At 66.7% G+C, this 18,150-nt stretch carries 26 protein-coding genes, 1 tRNA gene and 1 pseudogene; 9 read left to right on the plus strand and 19 right to left on the minus strand.

Features of this window, described 5'->3' with window-relative positions:
- Position 1: 1 nt before the first annotated feature.
- The 18 genes from BLT25_RS25210 to BLT25_RS25295 all read right to left on the minus strand — a co-directional run bounded on the left by BLT25_RS25210 (position 2) and on the right by BLT25_RS25295 (position 12,316).
- Complete coding sequence (locus tag BLT25_RS25210; protein WP_091051981.1) at positions 2-703, minus strand: CHAP domain-containing protein; 702 nt, start codon at positions 701-703, stop codon at positions 2-4.
- Entirely contained in the window at positions 703-999 is a 297-nt protein-coding gene (locus BLT25_RS25215) for a hypothetical protein (protein WP_091051983.1), read from the minus strand. Before BLT25_RS25215 ends, BLT25_RS25210 begins: the two co-directional genes overlap by 1 nt.
- A 14-nt stretch (positions 1,000-1,013) precedes the next feature.
- A complete protein-coding gene (locus tag BLT25_RS25220; RefSeq protein ID WP_143033854.1) occupies positions 1,014-1,541 on the minus strand; it encodes a hypothetical protein in 528 nt (175 codons plus the stop codon).
- Positions 1,541-2,728: a hypothetical protein gene (locus BLT25_RS25225; RefSeq protein ID WP_091051986.1), complete on the minus strand. Its 1,188-nt coding sequence runs from the start codon at positions 2,726-2,728 to the stop codon at positions 1,541-1,543. Before BLT25_RS25225 ends, BLT25_RS25220 begins: the two co-directional genes overlap by 1 nt.
- Positions 2,729-3,721 carry a hypothetical protein gene (locus BLT25_RS25230; protein ID WP_091051988.1) on the minus strand — a complete coding sequence of 331 codons (993 nt, stop codon included), beginning with the start codon at positions 3,719-3,721 and terminating at the stop codon, positions 2,729-2,731.
- A gap of 64 nt (positions 3,722-3,785) precedes the next feature.
- Positions 3,786-4,703 carry a phage distal tail protein gene (locus tag BLT25_RS25235; protein WP_091051989.1) on the minus strand — a complete coding sequence of 306 codons (918 nt, stop codon included), beginning with the start codon at positions 4,701-4,703 and terminating at the stop codon, positions 3,786-3,788.
- A 2-nt stretch (positions 4,704-4,705) separates the two neighbouring features.
- Positions 4,706-7,087, minus strand: a complete 2,382-nt coding sequence (locus BLT25_RS25240) for a phage tail tape measure protein (RefSeq protein ID WP_091051991.1) — start codon at positions 7,085-7,087, stop codon at positions 4,706-4,708.
- Between the two features lie 9 nt (positions 7,088-7,096).
- Positions 7,097-7,276 carry a hypothetical protein gene (locus BLT25_RS25245; protein ID WP_091051992.1) on the minus strand — a complete coding sequence of 60 codons (180 nt, stop codon included), beginning with the start codon at positions 7,274-7,276 and terminating at the stop codon, positions 7,097-7,099.
- Positions 7,277-7,338: 62 nt separating this feature from the next.
- Entirely contained in the window at positions 7,339-7,836 is a 498-nt protein-coding gene (locus tag BLT25_RS25250) for a hypothetical protein (RefSeq protein WP_091051994.1), read from the minus strand.
- Positions 7,837-7,873: 37 nt separating this feature from the next.
- Positions 7,874-7,946 (minus strand) — tRNA-Lys (locus tag BLT25_RS25255).
- Positions 7,947-7,998: 52 nt separating this feature from the next.
- Positions 7,999-8,457 carry a phage tail tube protein gene (locus tag BLT25_RS25260; protein ID WP_091051996.1) on the minus strand — a complete coding sequence of 153 codons (459 nt, stop codon included), beginning with the start codon at positions 8,455-8,457 and terminating at the stop codon, positions 7,999-8,001.
- A gap of 10 nt (positions 8,458-8,467) precedes the next feature.
- A complete protein-coding gene (locus BLT25_RS25265) occupies positions 8,468-8,902 on the minus strand; it encodes a minor capsid protein (RefSeq protein ID WP_143033855.1) in 435 nt (144 codons plus the stop codon).
- A complete protein-coding gene (locus tag BLT25_RS25270; RefSeq protein WP_218131482.1) occupies positions 8,895-9,248 on the minus strand; it encodes a minor capsid protein in 354 nt (117 codons plus the stop codon). Before BLT25_RS25270 ends, BLT25_RS25265 begins: the two co-directional genes overlap by 8 nt.
- Complete coding sequence (locus BLT25_RS25275) at positions 9,245-9,562, minus strand: hypothetical protein (RefSeq protein ID WP_091052000.1); 318 nt, start codon at positions 9,560-9,562, stop codon at positions 9,245-9,247. Before BLT25_RS25275 ends, BLT25_RS25270 begins: the two co-directional genes overlap by 4 nt.
- A 1-nt stretch (position 9,563) precedes the next feature.
- Positions 9,564-9,965 (minus strand): hypothetical protein, encoded by a 402-nt coding sequence (locus BLT25_RS25280; RefSeq protein ID WP_091052001.1) that lies wholly within the window; start codon positions 9,963-9,965, stop codon positions 9,564-9,566.
- Between the two features lie 181 nt (positions 9,966-10,146).
- Positions 10,147-10,560, minus strand: coding sequence for an SAP domain-containing protein (locus BLT25_RS25285; RefSeq protein WP_091052003.1), 414 nt, complete (start codon positions 10,558-10,560; stop codon positions 10,147-10,149).
- A 2-nt stretch (positions 10,561-10,562) separates the two neighbouring features.
- On the minus strand, positions 10,563-11,540 hold the full coding sequence (locus tag BLT25_RS25290) for a major capsid protein (RefSeq protein WP_091052004.1): 978 nt from the start codon (positions 11,538-11,540) through the stop codon (positions 10,563-10,565).
- Positions 11,541-11,569: 29 nt separating this feature from the next.
- Positions 11,570-12,316 carry a hypothetical protein gene (locus BLT25_RS25295; RefSeq protein ID WP_091052006.1) on the minus strand — a complete coding sequence of 249 codons (747 nt, stop codon included), beginning with the start codon at positions 12,314-12,316 and terminating at the stop codon, positions 11,570-11,572.
- A gap of 697 nt (positions 12,317-13,013) precedes the next feature.
- Between BLT25_RS25295 and BLT25_RS25300 the strand changes: the two genes are divergently transcribed.
- From BLT25_RS25300 to BLT25_RS25330, 9 genes and pseudogenes are all read left to right on the plus strand, one after another.
- Entirely contained in the window at positions 13,014-13,217 is a 204-nt protein-coding gene (locus tag BLT25_RS25300; RefSeq protein WP_091052008.1) for a hypothetical protein, read from the plus strand.
- A 138-nt stretch (positions 13,218-13,355) separates the two neighbouring features.
- Positions 13,356-13,976, plus strand: a complete 621-nt coding sequence (locus tag BLT25_RS25305; protein WP_091052010.1) for a zinc metalloprotease — start codon at positions 13,356-13,358, stop codon at positions 13,974-13,976.
- Positions 13,969-14,235, plus strand: coding sequence for a hypothetical protein (locus tag BLT25_RS25310; protein ID WP_143033856.1), 267 nt, complete (start codon positions 13,969-13,971; stop codon positions 14,233-14,235). Before BLT25_RS25305 ends, BLT25_RS25310 begins: the two co-directional genes overlap by 8 nt.
- Complete coding sequence (locus BLT25_RS30530; protein ID WP_256328787.1) at positions 14,228-14,359, plus strand: hypothetical protein; 132 nt, start codon at positions 14,228-14,230, stop codon at positions 14,357-14,359. The genes BLT25_RS25310 and BLT25_RS30530 overlap by 8 nt, the downstream gene beginning before the upstream one ends.
- Positions 14,360-14,416: 57 nt before the next feature.
- Positions 14,417-14,686: a hypothetical protein gene (locus BLT25_RS25315; RefSeq protein ID WP_091052013.1), complete on the plus strand. Its 270-nt coding sequence runs from the start codon at positions 14,417-14,419 to the stop codon at positions 14,684-14,686.
- A 438-nt stretch (positions 14,687-15,124) separates the two neighbouring features.
- Complete coding sequence (locus BLT25_RS25320; protein WP_091052014.1) at positions 15,125-15,382, plus strand: hypothetical protein; 258 nt, start codon at positions 15,125-15,127, stop codon at positions 15,380-15,382.
- Positions 15,363-15,860, plus strand: coding sequence for a DUF6879 family protein (locus tag BLT25_RS25325; protein ID WP_091052016.1), 498 nt, complete (start codon positions 15,363-15,365; stop codon positions 15,858-15,860). The genes BLT25_RS25320 and BLT25_RS25325 overlap by 20 nt, the downstream gene beginning before the upstream one ends.
- Positions 15,861-15,866: 6 nt before the next feature.
- A pseudogene (locus BLT25_RS30745) lies at positions 15,867-16,061 on the plus strand (helix-turn-helix domain-containing protein); the annotation flags it as partial.
- Between the two features lie 15 nt (positions 16,062-16,076).
- Positions 16,077-16,712, plus strand: coding sequence for a DUF5753 domain-containing protein (locus BLT25_RS25330; RefSeq protein ID WP_256328788.1), 636 nt, complete (start codon positions 16,077-16,079; stop codon positions 16,710-16,712).
- A gap of 294 nt (positions 16,713-17,006) precedes the next feature.
- On the opposite strand, the gene BLT25_RS25335 is transcribed toward BLT25_RS25330, so the two are convergent.
- Positions 17,007-18,101, minus strand: a complete 1,095-nt coding sequence (locus BLT25_RS25335) for a phage minor capsid protein (protein ID WP_176884266.1) — start codon at positions 18,099-18,101, stop codon at positions 17,007-17,009.
- Positions 18,102-18,150: the final 49 nt, after the last annotated feature.

The following is an 18,150-nucleotide window of genomic DNA, read 5'->3' on the forward strand; positions in this document are numbered from 1 at the left end:
GTCACTTCCTCCGGTCCTTGTTGGTCTTGTCGGCGCGCGCGAGCGCACCCTTGATGTCCGCGCCGGTCTTCGCGCCGATCGCGCGCAGCATCTCCTCCATGCGGGTGTTGGACTCGATCATTCGGGTCTCGAAGTTGGGTACGTCAGCCACAGCGGTGGATCCCTTCTTAGGTGGGGTGGTGGGCGTGGTCTTGCGCTGGGGGACCGGGGGGTTCGGGTCAGCCGACTTGATGCCCTCGGTGAACTTGGGGTAGCCGTAGCCCTGCACGTACGAGTCACGGCGGGCTCGGGTCTTCAGGTAGACGCCGTCACCCTCGCGTGAGCCCGAGGCGTTGGTGTTGCCCTCGATCGTGTAGATGTACGTGGCATCGAAGCCGTACACGATGCCGGTGTGGTTCATGTCGCCGTTGACGCCGAAGAACACCTGAGCACCCACGGCGGGGTACTCCGACCACTGGCCACGGTCCTTGAACCAGCGGGCCCCGAGGTCCGTGGACGCGGTGCGCGGGTAGAGGGTCGTGACGCCGGCCTGAAGGGCGCACCACGAGACGAACGTGGCGCACCACGCCTGGTTCTGGGACCACTCCAGGGAGGGGACGGCGGGGGAGTACTTCTGCTTGTTGTTCCAGTGGCCACCGGAGCGGCCCTCGTGGTAGCCGACCTCAGCCTTGGCCACCTTGATGATTCCCGATGCGTTGGACATCAGCGTTCCTCTCGAACGAGTCGGACGATGGGGCGGCGCACGTCGTTGTCGGCGTGCGACTGGAGGTGGGCGTCCACCTTGGTTTCGGCGCGCGTTGCGGCTTCCTTGGCGCTGGTGGCCTCGTCGCGGGCGGCGGTCGCAACGGCCAGGACCGAAGCGAGAGAGGCCGGGTCCTGGCCCTCGGGGGTGTCGCCGCGCAGTTCCTTCAGGAGCTTCTTGAAGCCGACGTAACCGCCGACCAGGGCCGCGAGCACGGCCCCGAGGCCACCCGCGTACGGGAGAATGGAGTCCCACATGGTGTAGGGCCCTTCTAGTGCAGGAAGATGATTGACGCGGACAGGTGCCAGTTACACGACCCAGCCACCGGCGTCGGGGAATCGCCGCCCCGGATCACACCCAGCCCAAGGTTGATGAAGTGAGCCTGAGTCAGGCCCGTGATCGTGTACGACCAGAACGAGTTGGCCACGGCGATGTTGGAGTTTCCCGAGTTGATCGCTGGGCCAGAGATCGTGTTCCCCGAGGCGGTGTCGTAGTCCAGGTACGGGGCAACGGTGAGGTTGCCGGATGAGGCACCGAACGACGCGCCGGCCGAAACCTGGACGCTGATGTGTGCGATGGAGTAGCCCTGCGGGGGCCTGCCGAGTGCGGGGGACGCCCAATACGTTTGGGTACTGGTCCCGAACGATGGGGCGGCATTGTCCTCGGCGTATTGCGACTTCGCGAACACGGGCGAGATCTTGCGGCCCATCGCGAGGGACCCGAGATCACGGATCGAGTTATCCATGTCCCGTAGACGCTGCTCGAGGTCGTGATGCCGTGCGGCGTTGGGGGTTGCCATCATGCCTCCGCGTCAAAGGTGAGAGCGACCTTCTCGTCCACACCCTTCTCGGATGCTGTGACGGTGACGGCCACGGGGCGTACGGTGAGGTCGGTGTTGTCGTGCCATGCGTCGGTGAGCTTCAGACGCACGTTGTCCCCGAGACGGTTGGGTGACCATCCGGTGTTTCCGACCGCGACGACATAGTCAGAGGACGGCATCGCACCGGACTGGGTGGACCGGAGCGCCTGGGCGTACTGGTTGAGCGTCCCTACCTCCTTGACTCCCTGGTAGTCCGCGGACACGTCCAGCAGGGGCCACCCGTCGTCAAGGAGATCGTGGGCGTAGTAGCGCGTCGACAGGATCGGCTCCACCTCGGTATCGGCGTTGCCTTCGGGGGCGTCACCGCGAGCCCAGAACGTGGTTCCCCCGTCCACGGCGTCGGCGGTGTGGGACCACTCCAGGACCCGTCCACCGCCGTTCGCAACCCGCTGGAACACAGCCCTCGGGTCGATGACCCCGATCCTGGTCTGAACCCGGAGGGTCTTGTGCCGGTTCCCGGCGTCGTCCACCCAGGTGTCGATCGTGTGCTCTGGGCCGTCGATCACGTCCCCGAGGTCTTCGATCAGCTTCCCGAACCGGGGCTGGTCGGCCATCCGGTACGTGCGGTCACGCAGGATCGTGGACTTCGGGATGGAGTCCTGGAAGAACCCGCACTCCACACCGATGTTGCCGCGCTGGTCGCCGCCAGTGTCGAACCCCTGGAGGGTCTGCCACAGGGACGCCACCAACTGGTTCTGGTCCCACTGCACGTAGTCGATGTTCTTGTGGAGGGTCCGGCGGTGGGCGTACGAGTCGAACGTGGCCCCCGTGACCGACACCTCCACGGATCCGCGCTGGTCCTGGCGGGGGATCACGGTCCACGGGATCCCTCCCCACCAGACCGCGTTGTCCCGGTACACCCACAGGGCGGACCTGCCGGCGTACCGGTGCAGCAGCTTCGCGGCGTTGATCAGTTGCCGGTTCTTCTCCGGTGTCGTGACCACACCGTTCACCGACGTGCCGACCGCGGGGGCCTTCAGCGTGGCGGACAGTGACCCGGTCCGGGAGATCGCGCGGGAGAACGACACCCCCGTGAGGGGGAGAACCGCAAGCAACTGGTCGGTGAGGAGATCGCAGAGGACGTACCGGTAGGACGGCGTCGCCATCTACCGGACCTCCGCTACAGCGAGGTAGGCGTTCGCCAGCGCGAGGGTAGACCCCGAGTCCTGGTATCCCTCCAGGGTGAGCTGGTCCCCAGCCACCAGCGGGCCCTCCCATGTGAGGAAGATGCCGGAGGCGTTCGTGACGTTCGCGTAGTTCGAACGCAGAAGCTCCGTACCGTTCTTCTTCAGCATCAGGATTCGGCGACCGGTGTTGTTGACGGCCCACGTGCCACCCGCGGTGATCCGGTACACCGCGTCCACGTTCGCGTCGATGCGGTTCGTGACCGCCGAGACGGTCATGCCGGTGTTGTAGTCGACCGTGGAGAAGTCGATGACGACCTGATCCGTGGACGCGAAGTTCTGGCCAGCGGCACGGGAGATCCGGCCCTTGTAGCTGTCGCGGTACGGCTGGTACGAACGCCACGTGGACCCGTTCCACACCTCGAGCGTGTCCAGGTCGACCCGGTAGACAACGTCACCGCGGGCCGACTTGTTCGCGGCGTCACGCTCGGCGGCAGACGCCACCCTCAGGATGCCGTTCGGCAGATACTGCCGGTAGTCGGTCCCCATGTTCCCCGACGACAGACCACCCGTACCCGCCGAGAGGCCGGCGGGGATGTTGATCGCACGGATCGGGGCGCACGTCACCGGCAGGGCAGGGGTGCCACCGCCAGGGGTTCCCTGGATAACGGTCAGGGTGCAGTTGGTCTGCCCTGATCCGTCGAAGGCGTGATCGTTGATGACTACGGCGACGATGTCGACGCGGGCCTGTGTGGCATCACCGGGAGCGATCGCGAGGGTTGCGGTCGAGTCGTTGATGACGGGGTATCCGCCCTGTGCATCCGAGGTGCCACCGTCCACCCAGGCGGTGAACGGTGAGCAGGTCACGTTCATGGTTCCGGCGACCGCGTTCACGATGCCGCCTGAGTCGTTTCGGAACCCGGTGCGTCCGCCGACCCCAGTGGCCGGGGCGTGCAGCATCGTCGCGTCTGCCATCCGCATCCGTACCGCGGTGTCAGTTCCGTTCTGGAGACGAGTCGCGTACGTAGTCATGAAGACCTCACATTCGAGCGTCGCGATAGGAGACGGTGGCGTACCCCGTCCCCGAAGCGGACAGGAGAGACAGAGACGTGTTGCCGGGGTTGAGGGTGCAGCGCTCCAGCGGATCGGATCCGCTCGTGATCGTGTACAGACGGTCCGCGGTCCCGTTGAGGAGCGCGGTCCCGTCCGCGGTGTCGACCACGAGGGTTTCCCCGGCGGCCAGGTTGATGTCGAACCCCATGGCCCACGTGTGGTGGTTGGTGGCAGACAGGGCTGGCTGGTTCAGGGGCCCAGTGAAGGTGACCGTGACCGGTGTCGCGACCGCGCCCGCGTTGTTCGCGGTCCCGCCGCCGCCGGAGAACGTGCCGTACTCCAGCGGGTAGGTGATGGGGTAGTTGATGCCGCCCGAGCTCGACGGGATCCGTACCTGGATCGTCTTGTCATCCAGGGCGTAGCGCCGCGGGTCCGCACACAGGAACTGCATCGAGCACGCCAGCGGTGCGACCTTGAACGTGTGGTCCTGGGGGACCGTGCGGGCGGTGACTCGAGCCATCCGCATCCACGGGCCGTCCCCGTCATCGATGACCAGGGGACGTTCGATGCCGTCCATCGGGGCGTACTGCTCGATCGCGGCCAGGGCCGCCATTCGCTCCTCGAACGTCCCGCGGATGAGGTAGTCGAACGTGACGGTCAGGGAGTCCCCGAACACGCTGCCGGGGTAGGTGCCGTGCGCCTGGGGCCGCTGGGAGTCAGCGACCGACGCGGAGGGGAGGTCACGCCACGCGGTGAGGTTCTTCCACCGGGCCGACGTGCCCCCACCCAGCAGCATTACGCCGTACTGGACCTGCCCGGGGCGGGCAACCATCATGCCCGCCCCGGACCCGGGGGCCACCTGGATTCCGCCGAAGTCCTGCACGGCGAGAATGCCCATCGTCATGGTTAGCCCCTACTCCGTAGCTTGTGCCAAAGGCCCTCGGCGATCGCGTCAGCGTCTGCACCGTTCGTGACGAGCTGGCCGATCATCGGACCGCCTCCGCCGCGTCCGCCGGCCATCCCGATGGCGGCCATGACGACCGCCTTCAACTGGGAGTCCCGCAGGACGTTCTCCGGCTCGTTCGCGTCACCGATGATCGCCGTCATCGGCTTGTACGCCCCGACACGGCCACCGGTCGCCAGCCTCGGAATCGAGACGGACCACGAGTTCGGCAGACCCGGGAGCTTGTCCGGGAGGTCGATCGTCAGACCCTTGCCGCCGATGTTCTCGTTCCACGCGTTCCGGACACCCTGCGCAGCCGCGCGCATCGCCGCCGGGATCGCGTCGAACATCCCGCCGACCTTGCGCGAGACCCTGCCGGGGAGGCCACCGAGCCAACCCAGCATGTCGTTCATCTTCCCGACCGCGGAGTCCTTCGCGTCTCGAGCCAGCGACTTGACCTTGTTGAACGTGCCGCTCGTCCGGTTCGACACCCGACCCGGGAGACCAGCGAGCCAGTCCAGCAGGCCCACCATGCGGTCGATGGCGTACTGACGTGCGTCGCGGGCGAGTGCACGCGGCTTGTCGAACAGGCCGATGGCCGCGCGGGCGATCCGACCCGGCATCGAGAAGTACCACGTCACGAACCCCACGGCCTTGTCGATCAGGTACGACTTCGCCTTGTCGGACAGATCCTGGGCCTTGTTGAACAGCCCAGAGACGGCCTTACCGATCCGGCCCGGGAGCGCAGCGTGGAACGTCACGAGCGCGTTGAACTTGTCGGTGATCCACCGCCACGCCGTCGATGCGGCCTCCGGCAGAGTCTCGGTGAAGAAGTCGGCCACCGCCTGGGCGGCAATCTTCATGCCCTCCATCGCGGCGGAGAAAATCTTGCGCCCGACCTCGGTCTTGGTGAAGAACCAAATGAGGCCGGCCACGAGTGCCGCGATGGCCACGATGATGATGCCGATGGGGTTGGCGGTGAGCGCCAGGTTGTAGGCCCACTGCACCGCGGTGGCAACGAGCATCGCGCCACGGACGAGCTTCAGGCCCTTGACGAACGCCAGCACGCCACCAGCGGCCTGCACCGCGGTGACCGCGGCGTACACCCCGGTGACGGCGGCGAGTGCCGCGATGATCCCGATGAGGGGGATCGACACGGCCTTGTGCTCGGAAAGCCACTTCACGGACCCGGAGATCGCGTCCCCGAGGACCGTGAACGCGGGCCCGAGCTTGCCGTTCAGGGCCGCTGCGAACTCGTTGACGATCGGCAGGACGGTGCCGCCGACGACGTCCACGAACGCGCCCTGGACCTTCCGGGTGAACGCGGTGATGTTGGAGGAGGCGTTGTCAGACAGGGTCTCCCCAGCCTTCTTCGCCGCGCCCTCGTAGTCACCGAGTGCCGTCTGTCCCGACTTCAGGCCCTTCAGGAACTTCGGGATGTCCTTGACGCCGATGTCCTCGAGCGGCGTACCGAACAGCGCAATGGCTGTGTTGGCGCGCTTCGCGGGGTCCTCGATGCCCAGGATGCCGTCGATGATCTGGTTGAACGCCCCGGAGGCGGAGTCCCCGCCGGCGAGGATCTTGTTCGCCATGTCGTCGGCGTTGAGCCCGATGGCCTTGTACGCCGAGATCGACCCGTTCGACATGTCGGTGGAGCGGATGGTGAATTCCTTCACCGCGTCGCCGGCCTTGTCGATGCCGTACATGCCCTTCTCGGCACCCTGGGCGAGGATGCCCATGGCCTCGGGGCCCTTGATGCCGATGGTGTTGAAGAACTGGCCGTACTCATCGGTCGCGTCCAGGATGTCCTCACGGAGGGCCTTCGGGACCTTCTGCGAAGCGACGGTCATCAGGTCGAACGCCTCGGTAGCATCCTTCGCCATGCCGTTGGCGATCATGTTTCCGGCGACCTGGGCCGCGCGGGTGACGTCGATCTCCATGGCCTGGGAGAACGCCATAGCGTCCTCAGTCACCGACTGGAGCTCAGACGCGCTCGCGCCCTTCATGCCCTTGATGGAGGACATGATCGACTCGACCGCGTTGTTCACGTCGTCGGCCGACTGGCCCCAGCCGTTGGCGTACACGTCGCCCGCGACCTTGCCTGCGATCTCGGCCTGCTTCTCGGTCAGCCCGAGAGACGCAGCGATCTTGTCCTGACCGGGCTCGAGGTTCATCGCGGAGACGAGGGACGCACCGAACAGTGCAGCCGCCGCGGCCCCGCCAAGGGCCATCTTGCCCTTCCAGCTCTCGGTGGACTCACCGATCTTGTCCTGGACCGACTCCAGTGCGGTGTCGAACTTGGAAACGTCCAGGTCGAGATAGCCGGCGAGAGTCCCGATGTCCACGGCGCGCTCCTAGTTGTCGTGTACGGCGGCGATATCGGCATCGGTGTAGACGTTGCGGGGAGCGTCGCGCCACGCCTTCATGAAGCGGGCGCTGGGGGAGAGGCCCCGGAGAAGCCAGAGGAATTCAGGCAGGTCGAGCACGGCGACCGCGTCCGGAGACAGGTCGTACTCTCGGCGGTAGTCCGCCACGACCAGGCCCCAGTGCCTGAGGATCAGGCACCAGTGGTCGAACTCCTCTTGCTGCTCTGGGGTCAGGCTTCCCCCGACTCGTCCCCCTGAGCGCGCTTCTCGGCGCGCTTCCGCTCGTACTCCTCCAGGTCGCGGGCGACCTCATCCAGGGTCATGTCCGACCCCTGGATCTTTGCCGGGATCCACGCGAGGAGAACCGGGAACTGGTCCAGGTCCAGGCCCGCGCGGAGAAGCTGCTGGGTCTGCTGCTGCCCGAGAAGGATGGAGGCCAGGATCAGCGGGTTCTGCTTGTCCGGCTTCAGCTTCCCCTGCCGGGTCACCTCGAGCTGGTACTGGAGCGGGAGGGATCGGGGGAGCGTGATGGTGACCCCGCGGATGGTGGTGGTCGCAGGCTTCTTCTTGGCCTTGGCCTGCTTCTTCCACCACGCATCGAAGTCGGTGTGGTCGTCCTCGTCGTCCTCGTCGTCCTCGGGGACAAGGTCCACGGTGGGCTCGTCGTCCTCGAGTCCGAACGGGTCGTCCAAGTCGAAGTCGGGCGTGGTGTCGTCGTGCTCGGTCACGGGGTCTCCCTGTGCTCGTGGTGTGGATCGGAGTGGGTGCCCGCCGCAGGGCTCGAACCTGCGACACCCCGGTTAAGAGCCGGGTGCTCTACCTACTGAGCTAGGCGGGCGACGTACGCCCCGGGAGTCCGGACAAGGTCCGAATGGTCCCGGGGCTCACCGTCACGGGGTCACAGCCACCGTGGTCTTCGGGCCCGAGCGGGTGAAGGTGACACCCCACGAGGACTTGTCGTTGTTGCCGCCGCCCTCGTCGGCGCTGGAAGCGAACGCGGTCCAGACCTCCCACGAGTCCTCGGAGACGTGGCGGAACCGGACACCGCCCAGCGACGCCTCACCGAGAGCCTGGGCCAGGTCGTTGCAGACCTTCTGACCCGGAGCCGAGTCGTCACCAGCGGCGTTGAGGCGCTTCTGGCCGGCGAGCTGGAGGGAGGCTCCGCGCTGCATGGCCTGACCCTCGTACTCACCGGCGGAGTCGAAGTCCGTGGTCTCCACGGTCGCCTCGTTGGCGGAGCGGGACAGGGTGAAGGTGTTGACGGCCTCGACCTTGGTCCAGACCGGGGTTCCGGCCTCGGGGTCCGGGGTGGCCTCGAAGATCCAGTCACGGGCGTTGTACTTCGCCATGATGCGTTCCTTACGTCAGGGGGTTGATGTGGAGTTGGTAGTTGCGTACGAACTCCCACCGGCCCGCGTCATCACGGCCTAGGGGTTCGGCTTCGCTCTGGATGGCGTGGATGTCCTGCACCCACCAGTCGCCCACTGCCCGCGGTGACGGGCCGCCGACACGGAACTGAAGGGCCTGCCATGCATCGCGTTCGAGGTCCAGGCCAGCGAGCGGCGCGGTGTCCCGGACGCGGACCTGGAGGCGGGGGTATTCGTCGTTCTCGCGGGAGTCCGGCGAGACCCCGCCGGCGTACGTCGTGACGGCGATCCCGCGCGTGTGTGTGCCCGTGAAGCCGGAGATCGAGATCGGGATCTTGTCGGCGGGGATCGGGTTCTCAGGGTCGTAGACCCCGACGCCAGCGTCATGGAGGATCTTGGCCATCGCGACCACAGCGGCATCAGTCACCGATCGCTCCCTTGATCGCGGTCCCGATGATCTCCCGCACCGTGTCCGCCTCGCGGGTCATGGTGTTCTCCAGCCACTTCCCCTGACCCTTGCCCGGGTGACGCAGCGACATGTCCTCGTGCTGCTTAACCGCGTACGGGGTGTCGTACGAGACCGCCCCGCGGGTCCCCTCGGCGTTCACGTCGGCACGGCCCGACCGCTCGAGGTTGCCCTCGTCGTGCGGGATGTGCTTGTTCGCCTCGGTCAGCACGTACTCGACCGCGTCCCGCAGACCCTGCTTTCGGGCCTCGCGTACGGCCTTCTTCGCGCCGTCGATGTTCAGGTTGATCTCGAAGCCAGCGCTCACTGTGCCGCCACCTCCGTGTGCTGGGGCGTCCCAAGGCCGCCGTCGTCGTGGTCGACGGACACCAGAACTTCCCGGTCACCGCCACGCCAGGTCACCAGCGACCCCGTGGGGATCGCGTCAGCCTGGCCGGGTGCGGCGAACAGGGTCAGGGTGGACACGACGGTGTCACCCTCGGTGTTCCGGATGCGGCGTACGTTCCCCTGCGCCATGCACTTCAGCGGGAACGAGGGACCGTAGATCTTGCCGTTCGAGCCCTCCCCAAGGAGGGGCTTCACGGCGACCTCGTGGACGAGGACCCATGCGGGGATGTCCATCTCAGATCACCCGCACGCAGCGAGCGCCCACCGACAGCAGCGACTGAGCCGCCAGCACGGGGACGGGGACACCGTCCACGAGGGTGACACCCTCGGCGCGCTGCCGGTTCGACAGGGACACGTTGCCGATGGCGACCTGCCCCCACTCGGTGGACTCACCGGGCTTGCCGATGCCGGCGGCGTTGGCCTCGATCGCGATGAGACACGTCGCGTCCTTCATCGCCTGGATGTCGTCCTCGTCCGTGGGCATCGCGTTGGCGTCGTGCGGGTAGCGCCGGCCAACCAAGCACCGGTCCACGATCCCCGACGCGATGCGCAGGAGAAGGGACGCGGTGGGGTCGGTGAGGGTGTCGCCGCCGGGGTAGTCCGGGAGGTCAGTGACCTGGGCGTAGATCCGTGCCATGTTCCCCTCCTTCACGACCAGGGGGCACACCGTGTGTGGTGTGCCCCCTGCGTGTCAGCGCTTCTTGCGGGTGTGCTTGCTGCCAGCCCTCTTGGCGTTCTTCCTGGTTTGGGCAACAGCCTTCTCCAGTTGTCCCGACGTGAGGGCGTTCCACAGCGAGCCCTTGAAGGTGAGCAGGCCCTTAGGCCGTCTCGGCGGAGCCGCCATCGCCGTCCTCGTCCTCGTTCTCGTCGGAGTCGGCACCCTCGACGGGCTCACCGTCGTTCGAGTCGCCCTCGGTCGATCCGTCGGCGGGAGCCTCGACCTCGGGAGCCTCGACCTTGGCGGCCTCGAACTCAGCAAGACGAGCCTTCAGCTCGTCCACCTTGCCCTCGGTCGACAGGCCGCGCTCCTCGAGCTCGGCCTGGAGGGCCTGCTTCGGGGTGAGCTTCGGGCCCTCGTCCTCGGCGGGCTCGTCGCCGTCGACCTCGAACTTGTCGGCGTGCCGGCGGAAGTACGCCAGCATCCCCTCGTTCTCGGTCTCGCCCTCACCGTCACGGAACACGACGGTTCCGACCTGACCATTGAAGTCAGGCGCGGTCGTGACCTTCGCCATCGTCACGCCACCTTCACGTTGCGCAGGACGCCCGCGGCCTTGGTCGCCTTCAGCGCCAAGGCGATCGGGCCCATCGCGACCTCACCCGGCTTGATCGGGCCCGGGGTCTCGAAGTCCGGCAGCCAGTTCTTCACGAGGTTGCCCCCGTTGGTGAACACGCCGTGGAAGCCGTCCAGGCCCAGGCGAACCGCGTAGATGTCCACGAGCGAGGAGCCCGGGGTGGACGTGGTGTCGACCGGGATGACGGGAGCGGAGCTGCCCGACTTCGCGCCGAGGTCCACGAACGGGACACCGCTGTAGGACTCGACCTGGCGGCCGAACTCGTCCTTCTCGCGCTCGTAGTAGCCCGCGCGGCGGGCGAGGGAGCGGAGACGCAGCACACCCTTGGCGTTGGTCACCAGGGCGGTGGCGGTGCCGTTCAGGAGCGAGAGGAACTCGTCCAGGGCGTCGATCGCGTCGTGGGCCTTGATCTCGGTGGAGACGGCGGCCTGCGAGAGGTCGGGGCCCGTGGCGATCTCGGTGGTCGACCCGGCGAGGGCGGCGTCCAGACCATCGAAGCCGTTGCCGCCGGTCTGGCGGGCACCGTCGATCATGGTCTCGTTGAACTTCGCCCGGACAGCCTTGATGGCCTGCTGGGACTGGAACGCGACCTCGTTGGTCGCGGCCGGGCCGAGGCCGGCCAGGTCGCGGTCGACCTTGTACGTGCCGTCGATCGGGACGAGGTCCACCGAGTAGCGCTGGCGGACAGCGGCCTGCTCGGCGGGCATGTCCGACCCGTAGTCACGGATGGACGCACCGCGCTCGGTGACGAGACGGGTGTACCCGTAGGTCAGAGTGCCGCCACCGCCAGCGGGGTTGACAGCGTCATCGAACTGGACGTTCGAGAGGAACCAGTCCGACTTGATGAACTCATCGATGACCGCGAGGTCGATGTCGTCCGTGGTGTTCTTCTTGGACTCAGCCAGAGTCACAGCAGCCATGGTGGTCTACCTTTCGGAAGGGGGAGGGGTCACTTCTTGTAGCGATCGCGAATGGCCTGCTCGAGGGACTTGGTCCCCTTGGCGGGCTTCTCGCTCTTGTCGCCGTCGATGTCCCCGCCGCCCGCGCTTGACCCCTGGGTCAGCCGATAGGCAGGGTTGTTCGCCACAGCGGTCTTGATGGCCGCGGTGATCTTCTTCGCGTCCGTCTCCGGGTCCAGCCCAGAGATGGAGGACGTGAAGGACTTGCTGTCGAGCAGGGCCGACGCGTTCGCGCCCGCACCCGCCGCGAGGTTGTGCACGGCGAGGGACACCCGCAGTTCGGCCGCGTCGGCCTTCTGCTTCTCGATCTCCGCGGCGAGGGCCTTGGGATCGGCGGGGGCGTCGTCCTTGTCGCCGTTGAGGGCCTTCTTCAGGGCGTCCAGTACCGACTGGTTGTCCGCGGCTGCCTTCTCGGCGGCGCGCAGCTTCTCGCGGTAGCGCTGGGCTTCCTTGTTGGCCTTGGTGACACGCTTGTCCTTGCCGGACTCGTCGTCGTCACCCTCGGTGTCGTCGCCCTCGTCGTTGTCGCTCCCCTGGGAGTCGTCATCGCTCGAGGTGTCGTCACCGTCATCGGTGCCGTCGTCGCTGCCGGTGTCACCGTCGCCGGTGTCACCAGATGCGTCCATGGACCAGCCACCGAACCGGGCAGCGTTCTTCGCCATGGTGCCGGCCAGCCATGCCCGAGCGTCGTCGGACAGCAGGTCGGCGGGGTTGTTCGTCGTGTGCTCCAGGCTCACGGGGTCTCCCTCTGGTTCGGGGTGGACATGAAGAACCCCGCCGACCCGGTGAGCGCGCTCTTGCGGAGGCGGTTCCAGGTGGCGGGGTGATGCGCGGGCCGTTGCTCAATCTCCGTCCGGAAATCTGCTGGGCTCGGCGCTGGTCACACTGCGGTGACTCTACGGACTACAGTACCAAACTTCGCACGTAGTACGCACATCGCGGTGTACCTCGCCAGTGGCCTCGATGGTGGCTCGCTCTCGCGCGTGCGTGTGCGTACGCGTGTTGTTATCCCTTTAGGGATAACTTCTGTATCTGTACGCTGCACAACGCTCGCACACCGCGGACACTGCACGCGCAGTGCACGCGCACAGAACCTATGGCCTGACCTGCGACAACGCACCGAATGACACGATCCCAGAGGCCGCCTGACGCGTCGATGACCAAGATCTGATGTGCATCAAAACCACGTCAAAACGTGGCGTGCGAGGTCTGTGCACTTTTGTGCGTTTTTTGTGCGCTCGCACTGCACCCGCACTGCACTCGCACAAAACTGGGTGCGAAGTGCGATCCGCATACCTCAAATCAAGGATGACCCAAACGGGTGGTTACGCACTACGCGCTCACCCCTCATCCTTTACGTATGACCAGGCACGCCCGGTTCTACGCCGAGATCATGACCTGGCTGCTAGCAGCGATACGAGAGAGACACCAGCAGTGAGCGACACCGAACCCACCGCCGCCGAGCTCCTGAAAGAGGACTGGCACGCACCCCTCGCCCAGTTCCACGCCAAGGAAGCCGCGAAGTACACCGCGAAGGCCCAGGCGCTCGAAGGATCCGGGAAGACCAAGGCAGCCGCGCGCGCGTGGAAGGTCGTTGAACGGAACCTCCGCTTAGCCCGGAAGCACGAACAGGCGTGAGCGGAATCCTCATGGTCACCGGCTGGTTGCTGGGGACCGTTCTCGGGGTGGGGATCGCCGCCATCATCCAACGCCACCGCGCGCATAGTTCGTATGGGTGGTTGCGCAGTGAGCGCGCAGTGCGTACCGTTTCCGGGCATGGAGACCGAAACCAACACTCGACCCCTGCTCATCCCGCTGATACTCACGCTGCTGATGGCAGCACTCGCCGCCGGCGTGACGACCTGCGAGCCCGCCAAGGCGACCCCACACCAGAAGGTCGCAGCGGCACCGCCGGCCATCGAACGATCCGTACCCCGCGTGACGGTGATCGACAACACCGGCGGCCTGTGGGGCAGACACCCAGTACGAGACGCCGTTGAGGCATGGGACCGCTCGCCCCGCATCGACATCCGCCTGGGGCTCGAGCCCGTGCCGGGGACGTACACGGCGTACGTGCAAGCCTGGGACTACAACGACACGGGATGGGCTGGCCTCGCCTCCGACCTTGGGAACGGTGCGATGGTGATCCAGCTCAACACCAACAACCGGATGGACCGCGACCAGCGTACGTCGATCATCGCGCACGAGCTCGGTCACGTCCTGGGCATCCCGCACCCCGACGAGCACGCCGACCACGGGGTGTCCGGGGTGATCGCTGGGACGCCAGGTGGCCGCGACACGGTGCTGCCGACTGGGGCGGACTATGCGGCGATGAACCGGGCCGCCGAGGTCCGCGAGCTGGGTGTGTGGAAGTGGGAGGATGCGAGCCGTGGCTGATCGAGTGAAGGTGATCGTCCTCTTCCAGTGGACATGCCCGACCTGTGGCCGTGAGAACCGAGGGCAGCACGATCCCCGCGAGGAACTGGTGACCTGCCCGTGTGGGTTCCAGGGTGAGGCGGTCGAAGCGCACCCGGATGTCCCGGAGAACTGCCTGAACCCGAACCGGCACGAGGGGCCGGAATCCTGGGTGAACGGCGTGTGCCGGCGGTGCCCGGATCCTGAAGACCTGGACCTGGACGACTGGTTCCATGGCTGAGCACGAGGTGAACACGGAAGGCGGATACGCCGAGGACGGGCCGTGTGAGTGCCTGATCACCGACCCTCCGGGACCGACCCATGGCCGCCTCTGCTCGATGTACGAGCCCGAGACGCCGGCCTGATAGACGTGCTCGCGCCGGAGGGGTGCGGGCAGCAACAGATAGGGAGAACACGACACGATGAACGGACCGGATCACTACCGCAAGGCAGAGGACATCATGGCCAAGGTGGAGACGGGCACGCTCGGCCCGGACCACTTCAACCGGCTGGTTGGACAGGCCCAGGTTCACGCGACGCTCGCCCTCGTCATGGCGACGGTGAACGCCGGCGAGGGGATCGCTGATCAGGACACGATGTCGCTCCGTGACCGGGGGAAGTGGATCGAGGCGGCGGGCGCTACGCCCACGCCGATTCCGGACGATGAGCCGCCTGCGCCGCAGATCTTCTGACCCCGTGCGCGCGCACTGCCTGAGCACTGCACGCGCACCAACGACGAACAGCCCCCACCCAGGACACCGGGTGGGGGCTCGTTCTACTTCGAGACGGGGTCAGGCTCCGGCTGGGCCATCAGGGCTCCGCGCTCGCGGCGTTCCTCGGGGGACAGCTTCAGGCACGGCGGGTGCCGCTCCTCCCGCGGCCAGTACAGATCGCACGTCCCGCACCTGCTCGAATCCATCCCTGGTCCCGTCGTGTTGGCGTCTGGAACCCGGAACGCCACCGTGTCAACCAAGGTGTGTGGTTACCCCTTGTCGGCGGCGCTCCGGGCAACACAGACGCTAAGACGGGCCCGACGACAGGTGAAACGAAGTTCCCCGAAGTTCCTTGACCGGGTCTCGCGAGAGGTGCCATCGTTGAGCACCACAGCCACCCACTGGAGGGGAACCAGCATGCCGAACTCGGACGACAACCTCACCCTCACCTTCTACATCAAGGATCCAGAGTCAGACGGAACCGGCGACTGTGAGACGTTCTACGAGACCGATCGCGGCTCGTGGATCGTGCAGTCCAAGATCACCGGCCCCGAGGTCCGTGACCAGCTCGTGGGCCTCGCCCCGGACGAGACGTACGGCGAGATGTCCGGGCGCACTGTAGACGCATTCGTGAAGAAGTACGTGAAGGAGCGGCATGGAATTGATCTCGGCTGAGCGTCGCGGCGAGCTCGTATTCGGGCAGCCCGGGGAGGTCCGTAAACTCGAACTCCGCGACCACTACGAGATCGACCGGAAACTCATGGACGCGTGGCGGACCAACGACGAGGAGTTCCTGGAGCGCCGGCGGGTCGCCAACGATGCCGATATCGCTGGACTGGCGGAGAAGGGCATCAACTACCGTCGCGTCCGCGTCGTGTCTGAGCCCCTGTCGGAGTACCAGCGGATGGCGGTCGAGATCGCCAACACCGGGGAACAACTCCGGTGGCTCCCGCGCCCCGAGGCCGCAACGATCGTGCTCCCCGTCAACGACTGCCTCATCAGGGACGACCTCGTGGTGTTCAACCTCCTCGGAGGAGACAACCAGTCCGTGGGCATGCAGTTGTGCACCGACCCCGAGGTGGTCAAGCTCTGCGTCGAAGCGTTCGAGCAAGCGTGGTCGATCGGGAGACCCAACGGCACGTACACGCCGTAGCCCGTCGTGTCCGAACAGCACCCATCCGAGTCCGCGAAGAGAGCGTTCGGGTCGCGGTTGAAGCGGCTCCGCCTGGACGCCGGCATCACCGGTGTGGAGATGGCGGCCCGATGCGGATGGAACAAGTCGAAGGTCTCGAAGATCGAGCACGGCACCCAGGCCCCGAGTGACGAGAACATTCGGGCCTGGGCCGCTGTGTGCGGCGCGGAACGACTGGTGCCCGAACTGATCGCGGTCTCCCGCGAAATCGATCAGATGTGGCACGACTACAAGCAGGTCCACAAACGGGGCATGCAGAACCTGCAGCTCGACCTGATGGACCGGTACGCCCGGACGAAGCTGTTCCGGATCTACGAGGGGCTGAACATCCCGGGTTGGCTCCAGACGCTGGACTACACCCGCGAGCTGTTCACGCTCCACGCCCACATTCACGGCCTGCCGTTGGAGAACGTGGAGGAGGCGGCCCGCAACCGGATGCTCCGGAAGAAGTTCCTGGGGACGGGGCGGCCTGCGTTCGTGTTCGTGATGGAGGAGTACGCGCTGTACAGCAACACGGGCGGGCGCGACGTGATGGGTGGTCAACTGGACTACCTGCTTGAGGTCGAGCAGATGCCGTACGTGTCGGTGGGGATCATCCCGCTTGGGCAACGTCGGAGTCTGTTCCCGGGGGAGGCGTTCTACCTCTACGACGAGACGCTGTTGCGGCAGGAGTATTGGTCTGCGTCGCTTCAGACCTCGCGGCCGGAGACGATCTCCCACTTCGTGCGGGTCTTCGATGCGCTCCGGGATCAGGCGGTGTTCGGTGCGGAGGCTCGAGGGATCATCGACCAGGCCCGCCACCGTCTTCGGTAGGCGGGTCGCCCACGGGGATCAGCTCGGAGGCATACGCCCAATCGAGGTGGATGCTCCACCGCAGCAGCCCACCTTTGGACTCGGCCCACAGGACCAGCCCATCCCAGCGGTTCGGACGCCCTGGGCGCTCCACCACGCGCCACTCCAGGAGGACCGCGGGGCGTGGTGGGAACCTGGGGACGCGGCCTCCGATGGACTGGTCCCATTGCCACCACACGAGCGTCGGGAGCGTCCGTTTCGCTGGTCGCTTCATCGTCGCCCTCATGCAGCGAGTCTAGAACACGTGTTCGAAGGTCACCGGGCCGCGGTCAGGGTCTCGCGGTTCCGCTTCCTCGGAAGACCGTGCTCCTTCGTGTGGGCGTCGATCGCGTCACGCCACGCCTTCACCTTCGCGCGCGCCCGAGCCTTCGCCGCCGGCGTGACCGCGACAGCCTCACGACGCTTCCACTCCCGCACCTTCCGCTCCATCTGCCGTTGCCGCTGCTGGGCCTCGTAGCCCGCGCGGTCGTTGCCGGCGTCACTGGTTCGGGTCGCGCCGTGGATGTAGCCGGACAGGTTGTGGGTGCAGTTCGGATGGAACAGGCCCGCCCGTGTCGCCTCCTCCACCGTGCCGTCGACACGGACCGACTCCATCTTGCCCGTCCGCCGGTTCCGCTGGATCGCGGACACCGGACCCCGGGACAGGATCTTCCCCTCCCACGGTGCACAGATCTCGCACTCACGCGGAGAGTCAGACACCTGGAACAGGTTGATCCCCGCATCCTCCAGCCGGTCGAGATGACCCTGGACCGACGCCTGGGCCGTCACCGTACGCGTGGCCATCTCCACGTACGTCTGAAGCTCCCACTGACGGCCCGCAGTGTCGGTCACTGCCCGGATACCCCGAGACCCCAGACGATCGAGCGCTGTCTGGGCGTCCTGGAGTCTCGTGGTGGCACCGGTGAGGGACCCGGCGGCCACGGACACGATGATGTCGCGCAGCGCGCCCTCAGCGGCCCGCACGATCGGGAGGGACAGGCCCCGCATCTGCTCCGACTGCGCCGCAACCATGGACTGGATGGCGAGGTCCGCGAACCGCGGTGCCGGCATGGCCTCGTCCGTGAGGTCGGGGTTGGTGTCGAGCTCGCCTTGGGCGGACGCCTGCCCGCGCATGTACGCGGTGTGCAGCGCACCCACCAGCAGTTCCACGGCCTCGTCCTCGCCCGCCGCGATGAGCCGCATCGCGCGCCGGCGGAACGTCTGCAACTCCGCCATCTTGGTGTTGAGCCAGTCAGGGGACTCGGTGCCCTGCTCGAGGTAGCGCGCCATCATCGACAGCAGCCGTACCTCAACGTCGGCGTACACCGCCGCGACCTGGGCCGCTAGACCCTCGGCGGTCAACCGTGACACGGGCATAAGGTCCCCCTTCCGATCTCGTACGGTACGTCAGGGCCGCCCG

The organism is Nocardioides sp. YR527, assembly GCF_900101045.1.
In the GTDB taxonomy this organism is placed as follows: domain Bacteria; phylum Actinomycetota; class Actinomycetes; order Propionibacteriales; family Nocardioidaceae; genus Nocardioides.

Bases quoted from the DNA above. Each gene is read 5' to 3' on its own strand.
- BLT25_RS25305 (WP_091052010.1), top strand. From the start codon at position 13,356: ATGGAGACCGAAACCAACACTCGACCCCTGCTCATCCCGCTGATACTC.
- BLT25_RS25230 (WP_091051988.1), bottom strand. From the start codon at position 3,721: ATGGCAGACGCGACGATGCTGCACGCCCCGGCCACTGGGGTCGGCGGA.
- BLT25_RS25225 (WP_091051986.1), bottom strand. From the start codon at position 2,728: ATGGCGACGCCGTCCTACCGGTACGTCCTCTGCGATCTCCTCACCGAC.
- BLT25_RS30530 (WP_256328787.1), top strand. From the start codon at position 14,228: ATGGCTGAGCACGAGGTGAACACGGAAGGCGGATACGCCGAGGACGGG.
- BLT25_RS25215 (WP_091051983.1), bottom strand. From the start codon at position 999: ATGTGGGACTCCATTCTCCCGTACGCGGGTGGCCTCGGGGCCGTGCTC.
- BLT25_RS25275 (WP_091052000.1), bottom strand. From the start codon at position 9,562: ATGGACATCCCCGCATGGGTCCTCGTCCACGAGGTCGCCGTGAAGCCC.
- BLT25_RS25235 (WP_091051989.1), bottom strand. From the start codon at position 4,703: ATGACGATGGGCATTCTCGCCGTGCAGGACTTCGGCGGAATCCAGGTG.
- BLT25_RS25285 (WP_091052003.1), bottom strand. From the start codon at position 10,560: ATGGCGAAGGTCACGACCGCGCCTGACTTCAATGGTCAGGTCGGAACC.
- BLT25_RS25325 (WP_091052016.1), top strand. From the start codon at position 15,363: ATGGAATTGATCTCGGCTGAGCGTCGCGGCGAGCTCGTATTCGGGCAG.
- BLT25_RS25315 (WP_091052013.1), top strand. From the start codon at position 14,417: ATGAACGGACCGGATCACTACCGCAAGGCAGAGGACATCATGGCCAAG.
- BLT25_RS25210 (WP_091051981.1), bottom strand. From the start codon at position 703: ATGTCCAACGCATCGGGAATCATCAAGGTGGCCAAGGCTGAGGTCGGC.
- BLT25_RS25290 (WP_091052004.1), bottom strand. From the start codon at position 11,540: ATGGCTGCTGTGACTCTGGCTGAGTCCAAGAAGAACACCACGGACGAC.
- BLT25_RS25220 (WP_143033854.1), bottom strand. From the start codon at position 1,541: ATGGCAACCCCCAACGCCGCACGGCATCACGACCTCGAGCAGCGTCTA.
- BLT25_RS25280 (WP_091052001.1), bottom strand. From the start codon at position 9,965: ATGGCACGGATCTACGCCCAGGTCACTGACCTCCCGGACTACCCCGGC.
- BLT25_RS25260 (WP_091051996.1), bottom strand. From the start codon at position 8,457: ATGGCGAAGTACAACGCCCGTGACTGGATCTTCGAGGCCACCCCGGAC.
- BLT25_RS25320 (WP_091052014.1), top strand. From the start codon at position 15,125: ATGCCGAACTCGGACGACAACCTCACCCTCACCTTCTACATCAAGGAT.